Below are 23,583 nucleotides of genomic sequence, written 5' to 3'. Positions count from 1 at the left end.
TTCGAATACGAGACGCGGCCGCGTTTGGACCGTAATCTTGTGGGTATGACAGCAGCCTTCGATGACATGGATCTGCGCGATCTCGTCGATCTGCTCACCGACGAGGAAAAGCGCGAAATACGCCCTGCGGTGCAGCGGGTACTCGGCCGTCTCCCTTCCCAGGAGGTCCTGCGCCGCGAACTCGGGCGCCGCATGCTCGAGGTCTGAGCCGACCCCCCGAAACCTCACCCGCGGCGGCCCGGCGAAAGCCGAAAAGCCGTGAGTACGAGTCTGTCCGAAATCCCTACTACGTCCCCCCGAAAACGCACAGGGCCGTGCGCCGGTGAATTCTCACCTGCGGCACGGCCCTGCCTACGTTTCGGGTCAGAACACCCGCATATCGCCCGGCGACCACATGCCGGAACGGTTCGCCGTCCCGGTCTCCAGGCGGGCGGGCTTGGCGTTCGGGTCGTACTGGTCGTAGCGCTCCAGCGAACCCCAGTCGCGCGCCCAGTCGTCCTTCAGATAGGTCGGCATGGTGGTCGACTTGGCCAGCATCTGCGCGAAACCGAGCGGGCCGCCGAATTCCTCGGCCTGCCAGGTGTTGGTGGAGCTGATGGCCAGCGGCCGGTCCGGCAGGATGCGGTACTTCGGCACCTCGGCCACGCCGTTCTCGTGGTAGAACGGCCGCTGGCACGGGAATTGCAGACCCACCGCCCAGTCCAGCAGGATCGGCTGCTCGGAACCGAGGAAGTCGTTGAGCGAGTTCAGCTTCGGCATCCGCGGCGGGGTGAACGCCAGCCACTGGTCACCGATCAGGATCGGGTCGTTGGCGACGATGCGCACCGCGTCGGCGTCCGGCGCGAGCTCGTCCAGCGGCACCCGCAGGTTGCGCCAGGACGGGAACGGGCCGATGTCGCGCGGCAGGTAGGTGCCGAGTTTCTGCACGCTGCCGTCGGGCTGGCGGCGGCCGTAGTCCACCGTCAGCGACTGGCCGTACTTCATCGAGCCGGTGTCGTCGAAGGAGAGGATGCGTCCGGCGGCCGAGATCACCACCAGTGGGCGTTCGGCCGAGCGCGCGGGCAGCTCGTACCAGCTCGAGGTCAGGTTGGCGGGCTGCTGCACGCCCTCCTGGTAGCTGCCCATGATCGGCGTGGTCGCCGGGTCGAGACCGAAGGGCAGGGCCACGGTGCTGCCGTTGACGCCGAGCGCGCCCTGACCGCCGCCGGTGCCCGCGCTCTCGCCCTCGGCGAAGGCCGCGCCGACCGACTGGGTGGAGGTGTTGCCGGTGCCCGGCTTCACCTCGACGCTGTCGGCGGACAGGTCGTCCGGCACGCCGTTGGGATCGAAGCCCACCGGCTTCGCGCCCGCCAGCGGGTCGCCGTTGGCAGGCGGGTCGGCCGGATCGATGATCGGGTTCAGTCGTCCGCCGTTCGGGTCGGACTCCACCAGCACGTCGTTGGCCAGGCCGCACATGTTGCCGCCGAGCGCGTCGAAGTTGGAGCGGGCCAGCGAGTACGCGGGGTACTGCGAGTAGGCGCCCTTGGCCAGCGAGGCCACTTCGAGCAGCACCATCATCGCGGCGACCACGGTCAGCGGGATGGCGGCGAACTTGCGAATCCGCTTGCCCCGCACCGTCTTCGCCGAGGGTTGCGGCTTGGCGTAGTCCTCGCGCAGCGCGGACCAGGCGACCAGCGCGAGCGCGAGGCCGAACAGGACCAGCATCACCGTGTTCGACTGGTAGCCGCTCAGCGAGATCCGCTTGTCGAACCACGGCACGCCGAAGCTGGACACGTACCAGTAGCCGTTGATGCCGGAGAACGCGATCGCCAGCACGAACAGCAGACCCGCGAGGAATATCGCCCGGTTCTTGCGTGCGCGCAACGCGCTCGCCGAAACAGCGACGGCCGTGACCGCCGCCAGCGAACCGGCGATGCCCGCGTACGCGCCGAAGTGGTGGGTCCACTTCGTCGGGTTGAACATCATGAAGAAGATCGTGCCGAGCACGATGCCCATCAACCGCCAAGTCGGACCGCTCGCGATGCCGGGCACCCGCCTGCGCCGTAGCAGCACCAGCATGGTGGTGAACAGGCACAGCAGCATGATCAGGAAGGCGAAGCGGCGCGAGAGCGAGCCGTCCACCGTCTCCACGAACAGGTAGTAGTAGCGCAGGTAGTCCTCGTACCAGGCCAGGTTCGGGCCGGTGGCCTGACGCACCCGGTTCGCTTCCTGGATACCGGCGAAGGTCTGATCGCTGTAGACCACCGTCAGCACGAGCACGCCCGCCGCCGCGATCGGCGCGAGCAGCGGCAGCGCGCTGTGTTCGCGGTGCCTGCGCACCACGACCCGCACCAGCGGACGGATACCGGCGAGCAGCGCCGCGACGCACATCAGACCGGTCGGCGCGGCCGCCAGCGTGAACGCGGCGATCAGCACCGCCGCCGCGGCGGGCAGCAGGCGTCCGGTCGCGATGGCGCGCTCGATGGAGACCCAGGTCAGCAGCGCGCCGAGCGCGACGATCGGCTCCGAGCGCAGGCCGTTGTCGAACGGGAGCCAGAAGGCGAGGAACACCAGGCCGCCGGTCCACAGCGCCACCTTGCTCGCGCGCACGCCGCGCCCGAGGCGGGGCACCACCTCGCGGCTGATCACCATCCAGCAGAGGATGGCGCAGGCAAGCGCGGGCAGGCGCACCCACGGGCTCGCCGTGGAGATCTCGGCGAACACCTGGATCACGTAGTAGTACCAGCCGAACGGCGCCTCCGGCACGCCGTACCAGCGGAAGTAGTTGGCCATGTAGCCGGCTTCCGGGGCCACCCGCACCATGCTCAGGATGTAGCCGTCGTCGGAGGTGTTGGCGCCGACGAAGTGCCACAGCAGCAGGGTGCCGATCACCGCGCCGTCGGCCCAGGTCGGCTTCAGCCAGTTGGCGGGCAGGAAGCGGCGGTGTCCGCGGCCATCGCTGCTGTCCAGGCGGGCCAGCGCCCCCAGCGCGACGAGGGTGCACAGCAGCGCCGCGATCATCGCGATCATCTTGACGAGCGTCGGGCTGGAGCTGAACCGGGTGTCGACAGTCATGTCGAAGGCCAGACCGGCCGGGACCGCGCCCTTCAGATCGGAGAAGACGCCCACCACCTGCGGCCGCAGATCACCGATCAGCTGACCCTCGACCGGAACCTGGACGCTCTCGACGCCGCGTCCGCCCTCGACCGGCTGGTCGACGGTCCTGGTCAGTCCCTCGAACGCGGCGTGGGTGCGCTCGCGATCGGAGGTGATGACGATCGAGGAACACTCGCCCATCCGCTCACGCTCGGCCGACGCGACCACCGCGTTGCGGTCCACCACGTCGACCGACGACTCGGAGACCCGCACGAACATGGCCTCCAGCGCCGCACGGTCGCCCTGCGGCGGCGCGGTGGCCAGCAGCATGCCGCCCTGCGCGGGCAACGACGCCACCGCGGAACACGGGATGGTCGCCCGCAGGCCGGTCGGCACCTGCGACATCAGCGGCGCCTGCACGTTGCCCAGCGTGCCGCCCTGCGGCCACTTCAGCACCGCGGTGGTCTGCTCGACGGGCAGGAACGGCGTGGCCAGCGCCAGCAGCGCACCGAGCACCCCGGCCACCAGCGCGATTATTCGCGCCGTTCGATAGTCCTTCGGTCGGACCTCGGGTGCGGCGGGAGGCTTCGTCAAGACAGCGGTTGCGGCGTCGGGCACGGTTGGCAATGCTAGCGAATAACGGGACGGCACCGGGTCCCGGAAGCGTGCTGTGAGTTCGCCGAATTTCGATCCGGGGTACTTTTCACCCCGAAACACGACCCGACGTGCTGACCCATTACCGGTCGAATGGAAAGGTGTGGGTATGACCAAGGTGAATCTCGAGACGAATTTCGGAGCGATCGTCCTGGAGTTGGACGCGGAGAAGGCGCCCAAGACGGTGCAGAACTTCGTGGACTACGTGAACGCCGGCCACTACAACGGCACGATTTTCCACCGCGTGATCCCGAACTTCATGATCCAGGGCGGCGGCTTCGAGCCCAACATGCGCCAGAAGGGCACCAACGCCCCGATCCAGAACGAGGCGAACAACGGCCTGAAGAACAACAAGTACACCGTCGCGATGGCGCGGACCAACGACCCGCACTCGGCCACCGCGCAGTTCTTCATCAACGTCGCCGACAACGACTTCCTGAACCACTCGGCGCCCACGCCGTCCGGCTGGGGCTACACCGTGTTCGGCGCGGTCGTGGACGGCGCCGAGGTGGTCGACAAGATCGCGGGAGTGCGGACCGGCTCGGCGGGCATGCACCAGGATGTGCCGCTCGAGGCCGTCGTCATCGAATCCGCGAGCATCGGCTGAGCGCCGAACATAGGAACGCGAATCGGGCCGTCTCCCAAGGGAGTACGGCCCGATTTCGATTCGCTGGGAAGTTACAGCGGCAGCAGGTGATGCTTGCGCGGGTTGCGCTCGAGCTGCTTGTCCTGCAGCAGCTGCAGAGCGCGGCGTAGCTCCAGGCGGGTGCTCGACGGCTCGATGACGGCGTCGATGTACCCGCGCTCGGCGGCCACCCACGGCGTCGCCACGGTCGCGTTGTAGAAGTCGATCATCTGCTTGCGCACCGCGTCGCGCTGCTCCTCCGGCGCCGCCTCGATCTGCCGCGCCCCGATCAGGCTCACCGCGCTCTCCGCGCCCATCACCGCGATGCGGGCGGTCGGCCAGGCCAGGTTCACGTCGGCGCCGAGCTGCTTGGAGCCCATCACGGCGTAGCCGCCGCCGTAGGACTTGCGGATCACCACCGTCACCTTGGGCACGCTCGCCTCGACGAAGGAGAACAGGAAGCGGCCGCCGCGCTTGATGACGCCGATCTTCTCCTGCTCCACACCGGGCAGGAAGCCGGGCGTGTCCACCACGAAGACCAGCGGGAGCTCGAAGGCGTCGCAGAGGCGGACGAAGTGCGCGGCCTTGTCCGAGGCGCGGGCGTCGAGCGCACCGGCGTACACCATCGGCTGGTTGGCGACCACGCCGACGCTGCGACCGTCCACCCTGGCGAAGCCGGTGATGATGTTGCGTCCCGCGGTCGCGCCGATCTCGTGGAAATCGCCGTCGTCGAAGATGCGCAGCAGGATCTCGTGCATGTCGTAGCCCGCGTTGTCGGAGTCGGGCACGATCGAGTTCAGTTCGCGGTCGGAATCGGTGACTTCCGGCTCCAGGCCGGGATTCACGATCGGCGCCCGCTCCGTGCAGCTGGTCGGCAGGAAGCTCAGGTAGTCGCGGACCCACTGGAACGCGGCCGTCTCGTCCTTGGCGACGTGATGGATGTTGCCGTACTCGGCCTGGCTCCGCGCGCCGCCCAGCTCCTCCAGGCTGACGTCCTCGCCGGTGACCTCGCGGATCACCTTGGGGCCGGTGACGAACATGTACGCCTCTTCGGTCGCCACCACCACGTCGGTGTTGATGGGGGCGTACACCGCGCCGCCCGCGCACTTGCCGAGAATCATCGAGACCTGCGGAACGAGGCCGGACAGCGGCTCCTGGCGTCTGCCGAGCTCGGCGTACCAGGCCAGCGAGGTGACCGCCTCCTGAACGCGCGCGCCGCCGGAGTCGTTGATGCCGACGACCGGGCAGCCGACCTTGGCGGCGTACTCCATGATGTAGGCGACCTTGCGGCCGAACATCTCGCCGACCGACCCGCCGTACACGGTCTGGTCGTGGGAGAACACCGCCACGGGTCTGCCGTCCACGAGGCCGTGGCCGGTGACCACGCCGTCGCCGTACAGCGCGGTGGGATCACCGGGCTTGCGCACCAGAGCGCCGATTTCCACGAAGGTTCCCGGATCGAGCAGCATGTTGATCCGGTCGCGGGCGCTGGGGATGCCTTTCTTGGCCCGTTTCGCGACCCCCGCTTCACCCGCCGGTTCCTGCGCCAGATCCAGACGTTTCCGCAGGTCGGCGAGTTTCTCGGCAGTAGTGCTCACTGTGCGCCTTTCGCCTCGATTTCCCCGAGCTTCGCGGTCAGGTCGGCACCGATCTTGCCGATCCGCGGCTCGTCGACGATCTGCAGATGATCACCCGGAATGTGGATGACCTCGAGGTTGGGGATGTACTCGTCCCAGCCGCCGTTGGGGCGCCGGTCCGCGTAGCGCGGCTCGAGTTCGATCATCCCGTCGTGGTAGCGATCGGCGAGATAGAGCACAACGTTGCCGTCATAGCGGGTCGGCGTGGTCTTGGCCAGGTGCCGTCCTTCGACCCAGGAGGTGCGCTGGTGTTCGAGCACACCACCCGGGATCTTGGCGCCGGTCAGCTTGATGAGGTTGGTGACGATCGTGTACTGCTCGTCGTCGTCGGCACCGGCCAGCTCCATGAGCTGCTCCTCGGGCAGTTCGCCCTCGATGCCGTAGGTCTTCTTCGCGAATTCCTGGTAGCGCTGGATGCGCCGGACTCGCTCGGCCGGGCTGTTGTCCTCCGGCTCGGCCGGGATCGCGAGGTCGATCAGTCCGACGTAGCGCACGTCGGCGCCTTCCGCGCGCAGCAGCTGTCCCACCGTGAGCGCGAAGACCGCGCCGAGCGACCAGCCGTACAGCACGTAAGGTCCGTTGCCCTGGATCTTGCGCAGCTCGGGCAGGTACTGCCGCGCGCGCTCCTCGATATCGCCTTCGACGCGCTCGAAGCCGTACATCGGGGTGTCGGCCGGAAGGCGCTTGAGCAGCGGTTCGTAGACCAGCGTGTTGCCGCCCGACGGGTGGAAGACGAAGACCGGCACGGCATTCGAGCCCTCGGGACGCGGGCGCAGGGGACGGATGAAGCCCTCCACGTCGGCACCACTGTCTTGCAGTCCGCGCACGATTTCGGCGAGCTGCTCGATGGTCTCCGAGTCGAGCACGTCGTCGACGGTGACCTCGGCGCCGACCCGGTCGGTGAGGCGGGCCGCCAGCTTCTCGGCGACCTCCTCCTCCAGGATCGGCAGGGTGTTGAAGATGCCGCCCGCCGACTTGCCCGTGACAACGGCCCAGCTGGCGTAGGTCAGCCGCTCGGCGGCGTCGCGCGGCGGCACGCCGTCCTCGTCGGCCTGCGACTGCTGCTCGCCGAAGAGCGCGGCAGCGGCGTCTTCCTCCGGCTCCGAGGGCGCCTCGACCGTCGCGGCGACCGCGGCCGATTCCGCCTCGGCGACAATCTTTTCCGCCTCGGCCTCGATCGTGGTGTTCTCGGCGTCGAGCCCCGGCACCGGCGCGCCAGCGGCCTTCACCGCGGCGGCCGGATCCTCGCCCGATTCCAGGGCCGAACGCGCCGCGGCGATGAAGTCGCCGTCGACGGCGATCTCCTCGCCCGCGGCCTGCTTGTCGGCCATGGCCTGCACCTCGTCGCGGTGCTCGATGGCGTAGCGCAGCACCTTGCCGACCTCGTTGAGGTTCGCGTCGCGCACGGCCTGGATCTGCAGCTGCGGGATGTCGAATTCGTACTCGACGCGGTTCTTGATGCGCATGGCCATCAGCGAGTCCAGACCCAGCTCCATGAGCGGGATCTCCATCGGCAGGTCCTCGACCGCGTAGCCCATGGACTCGGCGACGATGATCGCGAGCCGCTGCTCGATGGTCTGGCTGCCGTTGGGGTCCCAGCGGTCGCCGAAGGTCTCCACGACCTCGGGCTCGGTGACCGTCGCGACCGCGGTTTCGGTAACCGGCTGCGCGACAGCGGTTTCCGGCAGCGCGGCGCCGGAGGTCACGACAGCTTCGAAGAGCAAGCGGAAGGCGTTGCCCTCCTTGGCGTGCACCTGCACCGACGCGCCGCCGAGGTGCGGGGTCAGCGTGGTGGTGAGGGTGCCCGCCGCGGGCAGCGCGCCGTGCGGCACGGATGCACCGAGGGCGACATCACTGAGCACCTGCGCCGCCGCGGCGCGTACGAGCGCGGGCGGCTCGGTGACGGCGCCCGCCTGGACCTCCCAGACGTGGCGGCCGTCCGGCAGCGCGACGTGCGCGCCGGGGACCTTGGTGTTGCCGCTGCCGCTGGTCATCTGCGCCTTCGGCCAGTACTCCTTGCGCACGAACACCGTTCGCGGCACGTCGGCGTAGTCACCGGCGGGCAGCAGCGAGGGCAGGTCGACGGCGTGACCGTGCACGTAGAGCTGGGCCAGCGCGGAGATCACGCCCGCCGACTCGTCTTCCTTGCGCTTGAGCGTCGGGATGAGCTGCGCGTCGTGCAGCCCCGCGGCGAAGGTGGTGCCCAGAACCTGCATCAGCGCAACGGAATTCGGCGCGAGTTCCAGGAACGTGGTGTGCCCGGAGTCCACCGCGAGCTTCACCGCGTTGGTGAAGTACACGCTGTGGCGCATGTTCTTGACCCAGTAGTCCTCGTCGTGGATCGGGTCGTGGCCGGGACGGTAGTACTGCTCCTTGTTCACCGTCGAGTACAGGCCCGTCTTCATGCGGGTCGGCTCGATACCGGCCAGCTCCGCGGCCAGCTCGCCGAGCAGCGGATCCATCTGCGAGGTGTGGCCCGCGCCGCGGGTCTGCAGCACGCGGGCGAACTTGCCCGCCTCCTCGACCTTGGCGACGATCGCCTGCACCTGCTCGGTCGGGCCGCCGATCACCGTGTTGGTCGGCGCGGCGTACACCGCGACCTCCACGTCGGGGTACTCCGGCAGCATCGCCTCGACGTCGGCGGCGCTGAGCTCGACCAGCGCCATGTTGCGCACGTCGTCGTCGCTGATCATCTGCTCGCCCTCGCCCATCAGGCGCGAACGGGCGCAGATCACCCGCACCGCGTCCTCGAGCGCGAGACCGCCCGCGATGTAGGCGCCCGCGACCTCGCCCATCGAGTGGCCGACGACGGCGGTGGGCTCGGCGCCGTGCGCGCGCAGCAGCGCGGCCAGACCGATCTGGATGGTGAAGATGCCGACCTGCGAGGTGCCGACGGTGTAGTCCTGGGCGTCGTCCAGGATCAGCTCGCGAATCGAGTAACCGGCCTCGTCCTGCACCAGCTCGTCGACCTGGTCGACGGTGGCGCGGAAGATCGAGTTCTCCAGGTACAGCTGCTTGCCCATCTTGCGGTGCTGCGCGCCGAATCCGGCGAGCACCCACATCGGGCCCTGCGCGGCCGGGGCGTCGGCGGTGAAGACGCCGGTGCCCGGCTTGCCCGCGGCGATCGCGCGCAGACCGGCGACGGCCTCTTCGTGCGTCTTGGCGACCACGACGCCGCGCGAACGCCAGTGGCTGCGCTTGGCCAGCGAACGGGCCACGTCGGCGAGCGGGACGTCGCGACCAGCGTCGGACTCCAGCCAGTCGGCGAGCACGGCGGCGGCGCGCTTGCGGCGTGAGGGCAGGTAGCCGGACACCGCGAGGATCACCGGCAGCGGCTCTTCGCGGTCGGCCGACCATTCGGCGGGCGCCGCGGTTTCCACCTCGGCTGCTTCCACCTCGGCGGCCGCAGCCTCGACGGCTTCCGCCTCGGCCTCGACGACGATCTCGGTGGCCTCGGCGACCACGTCGGTGGTCTCGTCGTCCAGACGCTGTTCAGCAGACACCTCGACCGGCGCACCCTCAGCGGGTGCGGCAGCAGACGCCACGTACTCCTGAAGCACGACATGCGCGTTGGTGCCGCCGAAGCCGAAGCCGGAGATGCCGACGGTGGCGACGCCGCTGTAGCGCGGGAACTCGGTCGGCTCGTCGACGACCTTCAGCCGCGCCTGCTCGAACGGAATGAACGGGCTCGGGCCCGCGTAGTTGATGTTGGGCGGAATGACGTTGTGCTGGAACGCCATGATCACCTTGGCCAAGCTGGCCGCGCCCGCGCCGGACTCGAGGTGGCCGAAGTTGGTCTTGGCCGAGCCGAGCAGCGCGGGCTTGTCGGCGTCGCGACCGCGACCGACCACTTGGCCGAGCGCGTCGGCCTCGATCGGGTCGCCGATCGGCGTGCCGGTGCCGTGCGCCTCGATGTAGTCGACGGTGGAGGGCTTGATGCCCGCGTCGCGGTAGGCCGCGCGCAGCACGTCGGCCTGCGCGTCCGGGTTCGGCGCCAGCAGACCGTTGGAACGGCCGTCGTTGTTGACCGCGGAACCCTTGATGACGGCGAGAATCCGGTCGCCGTCCCGCTCCGCGTCGGTCAGTCGCTTCAGCACGACCAGGCCGCCGCCTTCGGACCGCACCATACCGTCGGCGTCGGAGGAGAAGGCCTTGATGTGGCCGTCCTTCGCGACGCCGCCGCCCATGTCGAAGCCGAGCGTGGCCATCGGCGTCAGGATCATGTTGATGCCGCCCGCCAGCGCCAGATCGGCATCGCCGTCGCGCAGCGCACGCACCGCCTGGTGCACGGCGACGATCGTCGACGAGCAGGCCGTATCGACGGAGACCGACGGACCGCGGAAGTCGAAGAAGTAGGACACCCGGTTGGGGATGATGCTGGAGACGCTGCCCATGATGGCGTATCCCTGCGCCGTCGCGGGCAGGTTGCCGTCGCGCTCGCCGCCGAGGCCGAGCGCCGCGATCAGCTGGAAGTCGTTGGCGGACGAACCGATGAAGACGCCGACCGACTCACCGCGCAGCTCGCTCGCCGGAATCCTGGCGTGCTCGAGCGCCTCCCAGGTCAGCTCCATCATGAGTCGCTGCTGCGGATCGACGCGCTCGACTTCGATCGGCGACATCGCGAAGAACTCGGCGTCGAAGCCCTTGACGACCTCTTGGTCCAGGTAGCCGCCGAGCGTATTGCCCTCGGCGACGGCTTTCGCGACTTCGGGCTCGCTAAGGAACTCCGACCAGCGACCTTCGGGCCTTTCCCGGATGCCGTCGCCGCGGTTGATCAGGAACTCCCAGGTCGACTCCGGGGTGTCGCCCGCACCGGGCAGCCGGGTGGAAAGACCGACGATCGCGATGTCGTGCGCCTCGCCCGGGGTGAAACGGGCGGTGTAGAAAGCGTCGTCCGCCGACTCCTCGGGCGCCTCGGGCTCACCGTGCACGATGACCTCGGCCAACGACGCGATGGTCGGATGCTTGTAGACGACGGTCGCGTTCAGCATGACACCGGTGAGTTCCTCGATGTCGCCGCCGAGGGCGAGCGCGTCGCGCGAGGCGAGCCCGAACTCCTCCATCGGCCGATCCACCGTGATCTGCTCGATCGGCTGCCCGGTCGCGTCGGCGACCCAGCGGCGCAACCACTCTCGCAGTTCGGCCACCGAGATGTCCGTGGCGGCAGGCGCGGCCGCGCCTTCCGTGGCGGCGGAGGCGATTTCGGTCGTCTGGGTGGGCGTGCCCTCGTTGTCAGCCATCAATTCCTCAAGCTACCTGTCTGCGTAACCGGGCGCGCCGTGAATTGACGCTCGGCGTGGATGAGATCCGCGCCGAGCGTCGCTGGTCGGCTTCTAACTCACCCTGGGCAATTACTCTTCCGGTGCATCGGGGAAAGCCTGCTGGGTGTAACCACCGCGCAAGGTTCCCTCCAGATAAGCGGTCTTGCAGGCGCGCCGGGCGATCTTGCCGCTGGAGGTGCGCGGAATCGAGCCCGCGGGGACCAGCAGCACGTCGCGCACGGTGACGCCGTGGCGCTGCGAGACGGCCGCGCGCACCGCGTCGGCGATCGGCAGCGGATCGGCCTTGCCCGCGCCCGGTCCGCGCTCGCCGACGATGACGAGCTGCTCGGAGGCGTCGTCGGCGTCGAACGTCTTCAGGCCGGAGTGGCTACCCTGCTCGAAGACCTCGGGCGGCAGCTGGTTGGCGGGCACCGAGAACGCGGCGACGAAGCCGGGGCGCAGCGCCTTGCTCGCTTCCTGCGCCGAGTACTCGAGGTCCTGCGGGTAGTGGTTGCGGCCGTCCACGATCACCAGGTCCTTGACGCGGCCGGTGATGTAGAGCTCGCCCTCGAAGTACACGCCGTAGTCGCCGGTGCGCATCCAGTGCCCGTCGGCCTCGGCGCCCTCGGCGTGGCTGCCCTCGGCGAGCCGCTCGGTGACCTTGTTCTGGAAGGTCTTCGCGGTCTCGTCGGGACGGCCCCAGTAGCCGATGCCCATGTTGTTGCCGTGCAGCCAGATCTCGCCGACCCGGCCGTCGGGCAGCTCGTGGCCGCCGCCGTCGCTCTCGACGGTCTCCGGGTCCACGATCACGGCCCACTGCGACTTCGCCACGTAACCGCAGGACACCTGCGCGATGGCGTTCTCGGCGTTCTGGTCGATCTTCACCATCCGACCGGCGTTGAGCTCGTTGCGGTCGACATAGACGACCTTCGCCTCGTCCTCGGCCTTGGTCGCGGAGACGAACAGAGTCGCCTCGGCCATGCCGTAGCAGGGCTTGATCGCGGTCTTGGGCAGGCCGTACGGCGCGAACGCCTCGTTGAACTTCTTCATCGAGGAGGTGGTGACCGGCTCGCTGCCGTTGATCAGGCCGATGACGTTCGACAGATCCAGCGACTCGCCCGGCTTCGGCAGACCGCGCGCCGCGGCGTGCTCGAAGGCGAAGTTCGGTGCGGCGGCGAAGGTCCCGGCGCCGTCGGAGACCGCGGCGAGTTCCTTGATCCAGCGGTACGGGCGGCGCACGAACGCGCTCGGCGACATGATGGTGATGTACTTGCCGCCCACCGCGGGCAGGATCACCGTCAGCAGACCCATGTCGTGGAACAGCGGCAGCCAGGTGACGCCGCGCGAGTTCCAGTCCAGGTTGATGGAGTGGACCATCTGCAGCAGGTTGGTGCCGACGGCCCGGTGGGTGATCTCCACACCGGCCGGAACCCGGGTCGAACCCGAGGTGTACTGCAGGTAGGCGATGTCGTCGATCTTGATGTCCGGGCGGACCCAGGTCTCGCCGACGCTGTCCGGGATCGCGTCGACCGCGATGATGCGCGGGCGCTGCGCCGCGGGTAGCGCGCGGAAGAACTGACGCACCCCGGCCGCGGAGGAGCTCGCGGTCAGGATGGCCGAGGGCTCACAGTCGCCGAGCACCGCGTGCAGGCGGTCGGTGTGACCGGGCTCGTCCGGGTCGAACAGCGGCACCGAGATGGTGCCCGCGTAGATGGCGGCGAAGAAGGAGACCACGTAGTCGAGGCCCTGCGGAGCGAGGATCGCGACCCGGTCGCCCGGCTTGGTCACCTGCTGCAGACGGGCGGCCACCGCGCGCAGCCGAACACCGAATTGCTGCCACGTCAGCTCGTGCACCTCGCCATCGCGTTCCCGCGAGTAGTCGATGTAGCGGTACGCGAGCGTGTTCGCGTCGTTGCGGGTGTGCTTCTCGACGTGATCAACCAGGGTGTGATCCTCGGGAATACGGATGTTCCCGGTTTCGTCCAGGTAGTCGTCGAAAGTCTCTTCCATTCCTTCTTCTCCTCCGAGGCACACGCAGCAGGACGGCGGCGACGCCGCCTGTTACCTGTGAGGCCCCGACTCGCTTTCGCCCGCGGGTGCTCGTCGTCCTAGAGCCAAACCTGCAAATTCGACGCGGTCTGCGCGGTGACCGCTATTGGCTAGATGTTCTCAAACCAGAGACATGTTACAGAGAAGACCGGGTCACTCTTCCCGCAGCAGGGGGATAACCGGTGCGAACGCGTCCATCTGGGTGGGGAAGACGCCGACATACGACATCGACGTGAGTTGCCGCACACGACGGATCTGTTCGGCGATCTCCTCGAACGTCCCGATCGCCACGTAAGGCGAATTCAGGATGTCCTCGACCGAGAGCTTGGTGTCGACCTCGAGGTCGGGATGCAGACCGCGATCGATGGCCGAGAGCGCCATTTCGGCGGTCTTCTCCCGATCGTCGGTGATGACGATCGCGGTGATGGCCCAGTTCAGTTCGATCTGGTCGAACCGCTCGCCCGCGGCCTCTCTGATCAGGTTCACCTTCTCGATGGTCTTCTCCATGGTGATGCCGGAGAGCAGACCCTTACCGTTCTTGGTGGTGACCGGAACGATCGAGATGATATCGGCGTGCTTGGCGGCCAGGCGCAGCATCTTCGGTCCGCCGCCGCCGGTGCAGATCGGCGGGCGCGGGCCCTGCCGCGGACGCGGGGTGCCCTTGATGCCCTTGACCTGGTAGTACTTGCCCTCGAAAGTGCACTCCTGGCCGCGCAGCAGCACGTCGAGGATGGTCAGCGCCTCGTCCAGCTTGGCCAGACGCACGCCCGGCGAATCGTAGACCAGGCCCGCGGCCAGGTACTCGTCCTGCTTCCAGCCCGCGCCGACGCCCACCTCGAGGCGGCCCTTCGACAGCACGTCGATGGTGGCCAGGTCCTTGGCGAGCACCACGGGGTGGCGGAAGCCGTTGGCCAGCACCGACGTACCAAGGCGGATCTTCTCGGTGGCCTGGCTCAGTGCGCCGAGCGCGGCGATCGGACCGATCTGATCACCGAGGTGATCGGGCACGAAAAAGGTGTCGAACCCGTACTCCTCGGCCTGCTGCGCCGTCTGGATGAACTTGCGGGCGCCGCCTTCCTGCTTGTTCCCCTCGCCCGCAGCCCCGAAGCGAAAAGGACGCAACGGGGTGCCCAATGCGGTCAGCTCACCGGCCGATGCGGCGGCTTGTGTCATGAACTCATGCTCCTGGCTGTAAGGAAATACGGCGCGACTCGCGCCCCTGATACTCGGGGGTAGTCGCGATCATCAGCGCACTTTACAACGTGCCGGGGAACTCCCGTACGGTTGCTGCGGCACAGGCTGGCCGAACACACGACGACGTCGGCGTGGTTTGTGCCATCTCACGAATGCGGCGGCCGAGGGGCGCCCTCGATCAGACCGCTCGCCCAGCTCGCCGTCCACTGGGTCGCCGTGGTGCCGTCGCCGTCCACCACGTATCCGTTGTACAAGGCGTGCACCGGATTTCCGACCGCCCGCACGAGCGCGAGCACGCTGGGGATCCAGTTCACCGGGTTCAGCGCCTGCGGCGGCGAATCGCAGATCATGTCGCCCGGTGCGCAGATGGTGTAGGTGCGGTCGGCGAGCGCGCCGAAACCGTCGCGCGGGCCGGTCATCGTGATGCCGGGGACCTTCAGGCCCGTCAGCGCGACCTCCGCGCCCACGCCGGGCGGCGTGGCGCCGATCGGGATGGCGCGTCCCGGGCCGGTGTCGAGGGTGCGTCGCCCGTCGGCGATCAGCGTCACGCCGAGGACCCGGTCGGCGGGAACCGGACCCTTGCCCGCGCCGATCTGCGCGGCGACGTCGCCCGCGATCACCGCGCCCTGGGAGAACCCGGCGATCACGTAGGTCGTCAAGGGGCATTCACGGGATCGCTCGGTCATCATGTCGACCATCCGCTGGGTGCCCTCGGAACGGCTGTTGTTGTAGGACTCCTGACCGTCCGGCGGGATGGCGATCGGGTTCGAGAACTGCGCCACGTACGGCACGGTGTAGACGTCGACCCGCTCGGCGGGGAACTGCTGCCGCACCGGCCCGGAGATGTTGAGCATCAGCGACAGCGGGTTGGCCGCCGGGTTGCGCGGGTCGTCGGCGCTGCTCGACTCCCAGGTGCCCGGCACCGAGATCATCTGCACGTCCGGGCAGGTGGCGGGCTGCGAGGTCGGCGGCTTGGGCGGCGGTTCGGGGCCCGGTTTGGGCACCCGCAGCCGTCCGGCAAGCAGGAACCACAGCAAGATCACCACGACGACGATCAACGCGACGACTGCCAGCGCGACCAGGCACCCCACCGGCCGAAGCCGGCGGGGTCTCGAACCGCCCGCCATCACTGGCAGTAGTTCTGCTTGGCCGTCTGAATGTAGATCTGACCGGCCTGCTCGACCGGCATCTTGGCCGGGTCGAAGGACGGGTCGGAACCGGCCATAGCGTTGACGAACGTGGTCAGGTCCTGCTCGGACGCGCCAGCGGCGACGCCCTGGCAGACGTAGCTACCGATGCTCAGCGCGATATCCGGGCTGGACGGGGTGATGCCCTGCGCCTTCAGCGCGTCGAGGAACTTGCGGTCCTTCTCGGTGAGGTTGGAGGTGTCGGCGGGCGGCACCACATTCGTCGGCACCGGCTCCGGACGCTCCGGCGCGACGGTCTCGACGGGCGGCGGCGCCTGCTCGGGCGCGGGAGCCGGGGTGGTCTCGTGGCCTTCGTGGCCGGTCTCGGCCGGGCTGGTCGGCGCGGCGGCGGGCGCCGACGTCGTCGTGGTCGGCTTCAGAGTCGGCGTGCTCGTCGCGGTCGAGTCGTTGTCACCGCAGGCGCTGAGCAGGCCGGTCGCGGCGATCGCCACGGCGACGCCGAGTACCTTTCCTCGGGTCCGATGCATGTATTTCTGTCCTCGATCTATTGGGCAAGGGGGATCGGTCGCCCCCAGGGTAATGGCAACCACGGGCCGACCGGCGTCAGTCAGCCAACAGACCGGTCGGAATCAAAGACCGTGAACCTCCGATTTGCCGTTCACCACCGTGATGAACCCGGCTTGGAAGTTCTGCCGCACACCGCCTGGAATCGCGAACTCGTCGCTGATCGGATACCCGAGTTTGCCGTTCTCGAAGCCGACGCTCTGCCAGGCGTCCATCATCGGCCCGGTGCGCACCGCCCAGGCTCCGGAGAGCGGGCTCCAATAGATGTTGCCGCCCTCGAATCGGCTGTAGCGGCCGAGATCCTTCAGCGGAAGTTCCTCCGCCGCAGGGAAACCGAGCCAGCTGTTCTCGTATCCCAGCTGGGCGTACTTACCGAGGATCAGCCCGTGCACCCGGTGCACGCCGGTCTTGGCGCTGTAATAGAACGGACCGCCTTCGAAGGCCTGCACCGCGCCGTCCTTGTTCGGCGTCTTGATCTCCGGCGCGGTCGGATAGCCCGCCGGTCCGCGTTCGAAGCCCTGCGCGCCCCATTCGTCGAGGATCGCGCCACGCACCACTTGCGCTCCGGTCTGTGGCGTCCAATACAGCGAGCCGTGCTGGAATGGCTGGAACCGGCCGCGTCCGTCGGGCAGCCCGCGTTCACCGCCGGTCGGCAGGCCGAGCGGGCCCGCGGGTCCGTGCGCGGCCTGGTAGCCGCCGCCGATCATGCCGCCGACCGCGTGCGCGCCGCTCTCCGGCGCGAAGAAGACCCGCCCACCGTGGAAGTCCTGCGCGACACCGCCCGCCACCTGGTACTCCCCGGTGAGACATTCGCCGAGCCAGCCGTTCGCGGCCACCGCGGCGCCGATCGACTCGGCGGGCGCGCACGCGGGCTTGTCGGATTCGATCCCGAGCGCGGCCGCCGCCTGGGGCCAGGACTGGCGCATCTCGAAGTCCCAGTAGGGCCACGAGTGGGTGCCCGATGGCCGGTAGTTGACCTGCGCGGGGATGGACAGCTCGGCCAGCTTGGTGACGAAGTTCTGCGAGGTGAGCCGGGACAGGATCTCCAGCCCCATGCCCGCGTAGTTGGTGCTCACGCCGGGAATGCCGGAGGCCTGATCGAACGGCCCGGTGGCGCCACTGCCGCTGGAGACGTAGATGCTGGTGCCCTCGAGCCGGTCGGCGAGGAAGTACGGGTCGTGGTTCTCCCACTCCGGGCTGGTCGGCGGACCCCACATCGCGGCCGAGTCGAAACCGCCCGCGTCGCGCATGGCGAACTCGATGGCCTGCGGCATGCCGAGCGTGGTCGTGGTGAGGAAACCCGAGTACGAGGCGGCGTACTTGGCGAAACCGGGATTGCGACCGGCGAGGAACATGGCCGCGGTGCCGCCCATCGAAAGGCCCGCCATGCCGCGCACAGCGGCGGCCCGCCACTGGCTCTCCAGCAGCGGCGGCAACTCCTTGGTGAGGAAGGTCTCCCACTTGTAGTTCTTGCCGTTGTTCGGCTGCAACCAGTCGGAGTAGAAGCTGGACTGGCCGCCCACCGGCAGCACCACCGTGACGTTCTTGTCGGCGTAGAAGCCCGCCGCCCCCGCGTCCTTGGTCCAGCCGCTCTCGTCCTCGGTGGCGCGCAGGCCGTCGAGCAGGAACAGCACGGGGAACCTGGCGTCCGGCCGGTTGTTCCAGTCCCTGGCAAGCAGCAACTGCACCTGTATCGGCGCGCCCATCGACGGCGAGTTCACCCACAGCGCCACCCTGCGGTCACCGTGCCAGACCACGTTCTGCACGGTGGCCTCGGCGAGGGCTGCCGTGGGCTGGGCGGCGACAGGCGAGGTCAGCGGGGTGGTGATTCCCGCGGCGAGGGGTAGCACCAGGGCGGTGGCAAGCATGGCGAAACGGCCGCGCGCCGTGCGTCCGCCGCGTCGTCGGACTCTCCCCCATCTACCACACGCAACTCCAGCCACATGAGTTTTCTACTCCGGCAAACCCTCAGTTTCCGGTAGCCGCGCCCATAGCGAACCGGCGTGTCGGAAAACGACGACGCCGCCGCTTCGCGAGGAAGCGACGGCGTCGTGCGGTTGTTCAGTGCGCGGTGATCACCAGGCGCCGGTGGCGTCCAGGATGCCCTTACGCGAGTTCCACAGCTGGCCCTCCCAGTACTTCCAGGAGTGGGTGCCCGCGGCCGGGAAGTCGAAGAAGGCCGGGATGCCGAGCGAGTTCAGGCGGACCTGGAACGCGCGGGTGTTGACCAGCGACAGAGCCTCGAGCGCCATCGCGTTACCGGTGTTGAACAGGCCGACCGGCGAGGCGGGCCGGTCGAACTGACCGGGCAGACCCGACGCCGCCGAGATGTACATCGGCAGGCCCTTCAGCTGCGGCGCGAACACGAACGGGTCCATGCGCAGCCACTGCGGGCTCCACGGCGCGGCCATCGAGTCCACGTTGTAGCGGCCCGCGTCCAGCATCGCGATGCGGATCGCCTCGCGCATGCCCGGCGCCGAGATGTTCAGGTAGCCGGAGTAGGACGCGGCGAACTTGAACTGGTCGCGGTGGTAGGCGGCCAGCGCCAGCGCGGCGCTACCGCCCATGGACAGGCCGATGACCGCGTTGTTGTTCTTGGAGACGCCGTAGCCCGCGAGGAAGTTCGGCAGCTCGTTGGTCAGGAAGCTTTCCCACTTGTAGGTGGTCTTCTGACCGTTGGTGTTGCTCGGCGCGTACCAGTCGGTGTAGAAGCTCGACTGACCGCCGACCGGCATCACCAGGGTGATGTTGTCGTTCTTGAACTGCTCCATCGCGTTGGTCTCGAACGACCACGCGTTGCGGTCGTCGCGAGCGCGCAGGCCGTCGAGCATGTACAGCGCCGCGTTGCCGCCGCGCGATGCCCACTGCACCTGAACCTTGATCGGACCCATCTGCGACGGGACCATCAACTCCTCGTAACCACCGGCCGGCGCGCGCAGCACCGGGGCGTGCACGGGAGCGGCTGTGGCGACGGTCGGGGAAGCCAGTCCGGCGGCGATCGGCAGCGCTAGCGCAGCGGCTCCGACAGCCAGAATTCGATTACGCCAACCACGAGGTGCGCCTCGCCGACCCGACTTGACACTCTTCGGCGCGGCGGCCCTGCCGAAACGCATGAATCCTGCTCACTTTCTGCTGTTGCGGTGCCGCCGCGCCGAACCGGCGGGGCGACACCCGTGCTGCCAACGAGACGCGCGTCACACCGATACCGGTTCCCGACATTCCGGCATCAATCGACGGCGCTACAACGATATGGTCACACTTACGCTCGCAGGAGGATATTCGACGTCCGAATCCTTAGCAAGGCTGCGGTCGACCGGGTGGCCGAAATCCGCCCGCGCACAATCTGTGATCGTGCGGTGACCATACCGCGTTCCAGCAGTGATGTCGTCCCCGAAGGTCAATTTGTTACGTCATCCGAGATGGGCGCTCATATCGGGGAGCATCGCCAGCACCTGGTCCTGCCAGTAATGCCAGTTGTGCACCCCGACCGCCGGGTAGTTGTAGACCACGTTCCCGCCGCCGAGGGTGTCCATCCTGGCCTGGAACGCGCGCGTGTTGGCGAGCGCGAGCGTCTCCAATGCCATGGCGTTGCCGAGGTGATAGGCGTCGATCGGCGCGGTGATCGCGTCGCGCGGTCCGTTCGCGCCGCTGCCAGCGGAGATCCAGAGCCGAGTGCCGTTCTGCCGCAACAATTGCGCGAACATGAACGGGTCGTGGCGCAGCCAGCGCGGGTCCCACGGCGGGCCCCACATGGCGTCGATGTTGAAACCGCCCGCGTCGAGCAGCGCCAGCCGCAGTGCCTCGCGCATGCCGGGCGCCGAAATGTTCAGATATCCGGAATACGAACCCGCATAACGGAATTGATCGGGGTGATAGGCGGCCAGCGCGAGCGCGGCGCTACCGCCCATGGAAAGACCGAAGATGCCGTTGCCGTTGGGATTGAAACCGAGCCGGTCGCGCAGCGCCCAGCGCAGATTCTCGGTCAGGAACGTTTCCCAGGCGTAGGTGATCGTCTGGCCGTTGGTGTTGCTCGGCGCGATCCAGTCCGAATAGAAGCTGGACTGACCGCCGACCGGCATCACGACGTTGATGTTCCACTGCGTCAGGGTCCGCGAGATGTCGGTGTCGATCTCCCAGCCGCTCAGGTCGTTGCGTGCGCGCAGACCGTCCAGCGCGTAGACGACGCGGTTGGTGTTGCCGTCGGCCGCGCGGAAGATGCGCGTCTTGATCGGCCCCATGCTGGAATCGACCCAGAAATCGAAACCGGCCGGATCGAAGCCCGCCGTGGCCGGTGCGGTCAGCCCGGCGGTCGCCGCGCCGAAGGGCACCGCGAGCGCGAGCGCCAGACCGGCGACCGAACGCCGCCACCATCGCCGCCCCCCGGCAACCCTCCCGTTCATGCCCCGGCCCCGCCCGCGCTCGGCATCACCGTGCGTGGTGTGCGCCAGCCCATGATTCGCTCACTGCGTTCGCTCAACCCGTCAACTCGCATCGACCAGACCTTTCGCCCGCGCGGTCTTCATCGACCGCAACCGTCGTGCATGAGGATCGCCACTGGCGCCGAGAACCGGACTAGCACGGGTTTCGGCGGTACTGCCGTTTCGAAGCGGTACTGCTCTTCTATATGTGCATATTCGAAGCAAACCGACGCGAGACGCGCGCCTATATCGGATCGTGATCAAAACCGGACGGCGGCCGGTTCCGCTCCCGGTGGGGCGCCTCCTTATATAGGGGGCCGGTTCTCGATCGCCCGCCAGCGATCGTTCAGCCAACGCGAAGGACCGCTCGGAACCCGATGGCCCCGAGCGGTCCTCGGTGGTTCGTCAGCCGATGTTCGCGGACAGGTCCGGAAGCATGCGCTTCGCCTCGTCGGCCCAGTTGTTCCAGGCGTGAATGCCGTAGGCCGGGAAGGAGTAGACGGCGTTGCCGCCGCCGAGCGTCGCCATGCGCGCCTGGAAAGCCCGGGTGTTGACCAGCGCGAGCGACTCGAGCCCCATGCCGTTGAGGGTGTTGAAGCTAGGCGAATCGGTGGCCGTGGGCAACCCGCTCGCCGCGGCGACCCACAGGCGGGTTCCGTTGCGAATCAGGTTGGGTGCGAAGACGAACGGGTCCATTCGCAGCCACTGCGGGCCCCAGGGCGGCGCCATCGAGTCCACGTTGTAGCCGCCCGCGTCGAGCATGGCCACGCGGATCGCCTCGCGCATGCCGGGGGCGGAGTTGTTCAGGTAGCCGGAGAAGGAACCGGCGAAGCTGAACTGGTCCGGATGATAGGCGGCCAGGGTCAGCGCGGCGCTGCCGCCCATCGAGAGGCCGAAGACGCCGTTGCGATTCGGGTTGAATCCGAGGCGATCACGCAGCGCCGAGCGCAGATTCTGGGTGAGGAACGTTTCCCACTGATACCGGTAGCTCTTGCCGGGACCGCCCGCGAGCACGTTCATCGCGCCGGAGCCGGAGCTGGAGCCGGAACCCGCTGGGATGCCGAGGAGTTCGCTCGGCGCGTTCCAGTCCGCGTAGAAGCTGGACATGCCACCGACCGGCATCACGACGTTGATGTTCTGGCTGGCCAGCAGCGCCGGGACGTCGGTTTCGATCTCCCAGCCGTTCAGGGTCTCGGGCGCGCGCATGCCGTCCAGGACGTAGACGACGCGGTGGGTGTTGCCGTCCGCGGCGCGCAGGACACGGGACTTGATCGGGCCCATGCCCGAGTCGACCCAGAAGTCGAAGGCCGCCGGATTGAACGCCGCCGAGGCCGCGGCTCCGGTGCCCGCCACGGAAACCCCCAGTGGCGCCAACATCGCGACAGCGACTCCGAACGCCCACTTGCGCATCCACGATCCGGATGACGGCTTCGGGCGGTGTTTCCCACGGGCAGTACGCATTCGACTCGACCTTTCCTCGGCGACCGGAGGAGGCAAACAGCAAGCAACTCGACCGGCCCCCTCATCGGGCACGAAGATCACGCGTCCGCGCTGAAAACGGACGTTTCGACCTTTGTGCATGCACTATGTGTATAAATCGGCAACGAATGCTTATATGTTGCTGGAAAGTGATCCAGCCCACAAGGATTCATGGCTTTCCCGCTGCTGATTCGTTGCCTACCCCGCTTGCGGATGCCCGTTCGGCGGACGAAAAAACCGCCCGGCGCGGGGAGCGCCGGGCGGTTTCGGGTCGAGCCTGGAATCAGCCGATGTTGGCCGAGAGGTCCGGAATCATCCGGTGGACCTCGGACTCCCAGTTGCGCCAGTTGTGGATGCCGACGGACGGGAAGCTGTAGGTGACGTTGCTGGCGCCGAGCGTCATCATCCGCACCTGGAACGCCCTGGTGTTGACCAGCGCGAGCGCTTCCAGCGGCACGCCCTGGACGACGTCCATCAGCGAGTGCACGTCACCCGCGGCGGGCAGGCCGCTGCCCGCGGCGATCCACAGGCGGGTGTTGTTGGCCTTGAGCTGCGGCGCGAACACGAACGGGTCCATGCGCAGCCACTGCGGGCCCCACGGCGGCGCCATCGCGTCGATGTTGTACCCACCGGCGCTCAGCATCGCGACGCGCAGCGCCTCGCGCATGCCCGGCGCGGAGATGTTCAGGTAGCCGGAGTAGGACCCGGCGAAGCTGAACTGATCCGGGTGGTAGGCCGAGAGGGTCAGCGCGGCCGAACCGCCCATCGACAGGCCGAACACGCCGTTGCGGTTCGGGCTGAAGCCGAGCCGGTCGCGCAGCGCCCAGCGCAGGTTCTGGGTCAGGAAGGTCTCCCACTTGTAGGTGCTGACCTTGCCGACGGTCTCGTTCCAGCCGGACGAGCCGGTCATCGAGGAGCCCGAGGACGAGCCGGAGGGGCCCGAGCCGGTCGGGATGCCGAGGAAGGTGCTCGGCGCGTTCCAGTCCGCGTAGAAGCTGGACGGGCCGCCGACCGGCATGACCACGTTGATGTTCCACTTGGTCAGCTCGCGGGCGACCTCGGTGTCGATCTCCCAGCCGCTCAGGTCACCGCGGGCGCGCATGCCGTCCAGGGCATAGACCACACGGTTGGTGTTGCCGTCGGCCGCGCGGAAGATCCGCGACTTGATCGGCCCCATGCTGGAGTCGACCCAGAAGTCGAAGCCCTCCGGGTTGAACGCCGCGGACGCGGTGGCGCCCTGGCCTGCCACCGACGCCCCGAGCGGTAGCACGACTGCCATCGAAACCAGGACCGACTTCTTGAGCCATCCACCGGCTCTGCGAGCACGCAGGCGACCAGCCTGCGCGCTGCGCCCGATCACGCCTCGCATTATTTTTTGGGCCTTTCCCTACAGCGACCGGAGAGGGCCGCGCCTCGACGGAGACCGCCGGTCCCCGTCCACGTCGAGTGGACACCCCGGCGGGCATACCGGATGAGCCT

General features: G+C 68.3%; 14 protein-coding genes. 2 read left to right on the top strand and 12 right to left on the bottom strand.

Going from position 1 to position 23,583, the window contains the following annotated elements; translation table 11 throughout:
* Positions 1 to 45 precede the first annotated feature (45 nt).
* Positions 46 to 207, top strand: coding sequence for a hypothetical protein (locus T333_RS03745; protein WP_169810867.1), 162 nt, complete (start codon positions 46 to 48; stop codon positions 205 to 207).
* A 156-nt stretch (positions 208 to 363) separates the two neighbouring features.
* Here T333_RS03745 and T333_RS03740 read toward each other — a convergent pair whose 3' ends face one another.
* Positions 364 to 3,693 carry an arabinosyltransferase domain-containing protein gene (locus T333_RS03740; RefSeq protein WP_496423677.1) on the bottom strand — a complete coding sequence of 1,110 codons (3,330 nt, stop codon included), beginning with the start codon at positions 3,691 to 3,693 and terminating at the stop codon, positions 364 to 366.
* A 145-nt stretch (positions 3,694 to 3,838) separates the two neighbouring features.
* On the opposite strand from T333_RS03740, the gene T333_RS03735 reads away from it, so the two are divergent.
* A complete protein-coding gene (locus T333_RS03735; RefSeq protein WP_496423676.1) occupies positions 3,839 to 4,336 on the top strand; it encodes a peptidylprolyl isomerase in 498 nt (165 codons plus the stop codon).
* Positions 4,337 to 4,407: 71 nt separating this feature from the next.
* Here T333_RS03735 and T333_RS03730 read toward each other — a convergent pair whose 3' ends face one another.
* The 11 genes from T333_RS03730 to T333_RS03680 all read right to left on the bottom strand — a co-directional run bounded on the left by T333_RS03730 (position 4,408) and on the right by T333_RS03680 (position 23,383).
* Positions 4,408 to 5,952, bottom strand: a complete 1,545-nt coding sequence (locus T333_RS03730) for an acyl-CoA carboxylase subunit beta (RefSeq protein ID WP_354998145.1) — start codon at positions 5,950 to 5,952, stop codon at positions 4,408 to 4,410.
* Positions 5,949 to 11,231, bottom strand: coding sequence for a polyketide synthase Pks13 (gene pks13, locus T333_RS03725; RefSeq protein ID WP_496423675.1), 5,283 nt, complete (start codon positions 11,229 to 11,231; stop codon positions 5,949 to 5,951). Before pks13 ends, T333_RS03730 begins: the two co-directional genes overlap by 4 nt.
* 111 nt (positions 11,232 to 11,342) lie before the next feature.
* On the bottom strand, positions 11,343 to 13,262 hold the full coding sequence (gene fadD32 / locus T333_RS03720) for a long-chain-fatty-acid--AMP ligase FadD32 (RefSeq protein ID WP_354998147.1): 1,920 nt from the start codon (positions 13,260 to 13,262) through the stop codon (positions 11,343 to 11,345).
* Positions 13,263 to 13,454: 192 nt separating this feature from the next.
* Positions 13,455 to 14,474: an LLM class F420-dependent oxidoreductase gene (locus T333_RS03715; protein WP_354998148.1), complete on the bottom strand. Its 1,020-nt coding sequence runs from the start codon at positions 14,472 to 14,474 to the stop codon at positions 13,455 to 13,457.
* A gap of 167 nt (positions 14,475 to 14,641) precedes the next feature.
* Positions 14,642 to 15,622, bottom strand: a complete 981-nt coding sequence (locus T333_RS03710; RefSeq protein WP_354998149.1) for a cutinase family protein — start codon at positions 15,620 to 15,622, stop codon at positions 14,642 to 14,644.
* On the bottom strand, positions 15,622 to 16,170 hold the full coding sequence (locus T333_RS03705; protein ID WP_354998150.1) for a DUF732 domain-containing protein: 549 nt from the start codon (positions 16,168 to 16,170) through the stop codon (positions 15,622 to 15,624). The genes T333_RS03710 and T333_RS03705 overlap by 1 nt, the downstream gene beginning before the upstream one ends.
* A 102-nt stretch (positions 16,171 to 16,272) precedes the next feature.
* A complete protein-coding gene (locus T333_RS03700; RefSeq protein ID WP_496423674.1) occupies positions 16,273 to 18,075 on the bottom strand; it encodes an alpha/beta hydrolase-fold protein in 1,803 nt (600 codons plus the stop codon).
* Between the two features lie 207 nt (positions 18,076 to 18,282).
* Positions 18,283 to 19,320, bottom strand: a complete 1,038-nt coding sequence (locus T333_RS03695) for an alpha/beta hydrolase (protein WP_354998152.1) — start codon at positions 19,318 to 19,320, stop codon at positions 18,283 to 18,285.
* 297 nt (positions 19,321 to 19,617) lie between these two features.
* On the bottom strand, positions 19,618 to 20,607 hold the full coding sequence (locus T333_RS03690; protein WP_354998153.1) for an alpha/beta hydrolase: 990 nt from the start codon (positions 20,605 to 20,607) through the stop codon (positions 19,618 to 19,620).
* Between the two features lie 423 nt (positions 20,608 to 21,030).
* Positions 21,031 to 22,086 carry an alpha/beta hydrolase gene (locus T333_RS03685; RefSeq protein ID WP_354998154.1) on the bottom strand — a complete coding sequence of 352 codons (1,056 nt, stop codon included), beginning with the start codon at positions 22,084 to 22,086 and terminating at the stop codon, positions 21,031 to 21,033.
* 301 nt (positions 22,087 to 22,387) lie between these two features.
* Positions 22,388 to 23,383 (bottom strand): alpha/beta hydrolase, encoded by a 996-nt coding sequence (locus T333_RS03680; RefSeq protein ID WP_354998155.1) that lies wholly within the window; start codon positions 23,381 to 23,383, stop codon positions 22,388 to 22,390.
* Between the last annotated feature and the right edge of the window lie 200 nt (positions 23,384 to 23,583).

It is taken from the genome of Nocardia sp. CNS-044, assembly GCF_059570515.1.
The sequence above is the reverse complement of the archived record's forward strand: the minus strand, read 5'-3'. Positions and strand labels throughout refer to the sequence as shown.

What these genes read in the sequence shown, in the direction of transcription:
- T333_RS03690 (WP_354998153.1), bottom strand. Translation starts at nt 20,607, where the DNA reads ATGAACGGGAGGGTTGCCGGGGGGCGGCGATGGTGGCGGCGTTCGGTC.
- T333_RS03705 (WP_354998150.1), bottom strand. Translation starts at nt 16,170, where the DNA reads ATGCATCGGACCCGAGGAAAGGTACTCGGCGTCGCCGTGGCGATCGCC.
- T333_RS03710 (WP_354998149.1), bottom strand. Translation starts at nt 15,622, where the DNA reads ATGGCGGGCGGTTCGAGACCCCGCCGGCTTCGGCCGGTGGGGTGCCTG.
- T333_RS03695 (WP_354998152.1), bottom strand. Translation starts at nt 19,320, where the DNA reads ATGCGTTTCGGCAGGGCCGCCGCGCCGAAGAGTGTCAAGTCGGGTCGG.
- T333_RS03680 (WP_354998155.1), bottom strand. Translation starts at nt 23,383, where the DNA reads ATGGCAGTCGTGCTACCGCTCGGGGCGTCGGTGGCAGGCCAGGGCGCC.
- pks13 (WP_496423675.1), bottom strand. Translation starts at nt 11,231, where the DNA reads ATGGCTGACAACGAGGGCACGCCCACCCAGACGACCGAAATCGCCTCC.
- fadD32 (WP_354998147.1), bottom strand. Translation starts at nt 13,262, where the DNA reads ATGGAAGAGACTTTCGACGACTACCTGGACGAAACCGGGAACATCCGT.
- T333_RS03715 (WP_354998148.1), bottom strand. Translation starts at nt 14,474, where the DNA reads ATGACACAAGCCGCCGCATCGGCCGGTGAGCTGACCGCATTGGGCACC.
- T333_RS03685 (WP_354998154.1), bottom strand. Translation starts at nt 22,086, where the DNA reads ATGCGTACTGCCCGTGGGAAACACCGCCCGAAGCCGTCATCCGGATCG.
- T333_RS03700 (WP_496423674.1), bottom strand. Translation starts at nt 18,075, where the DNA reads ATGCTTGCCACCGCCCTGGTGCTACCCCTCGCCGCGGGAATCACCACC.
- T333_RS03735 (WP_496423676.1), top strand. Translation starts at nt 3,839, where the DNA reads ATGACCAAGGTGAATCTCGAGACGAATTTCGGAGCGATCGTCCTGGAG.
- T333_RS03745 (WP_169810867.1), top strand. Translation starts at nt 46, where the DNA reads ATGACAGCAGCCTTCGATGACATGGATCTGCGCGATCTCGTCGATCTG.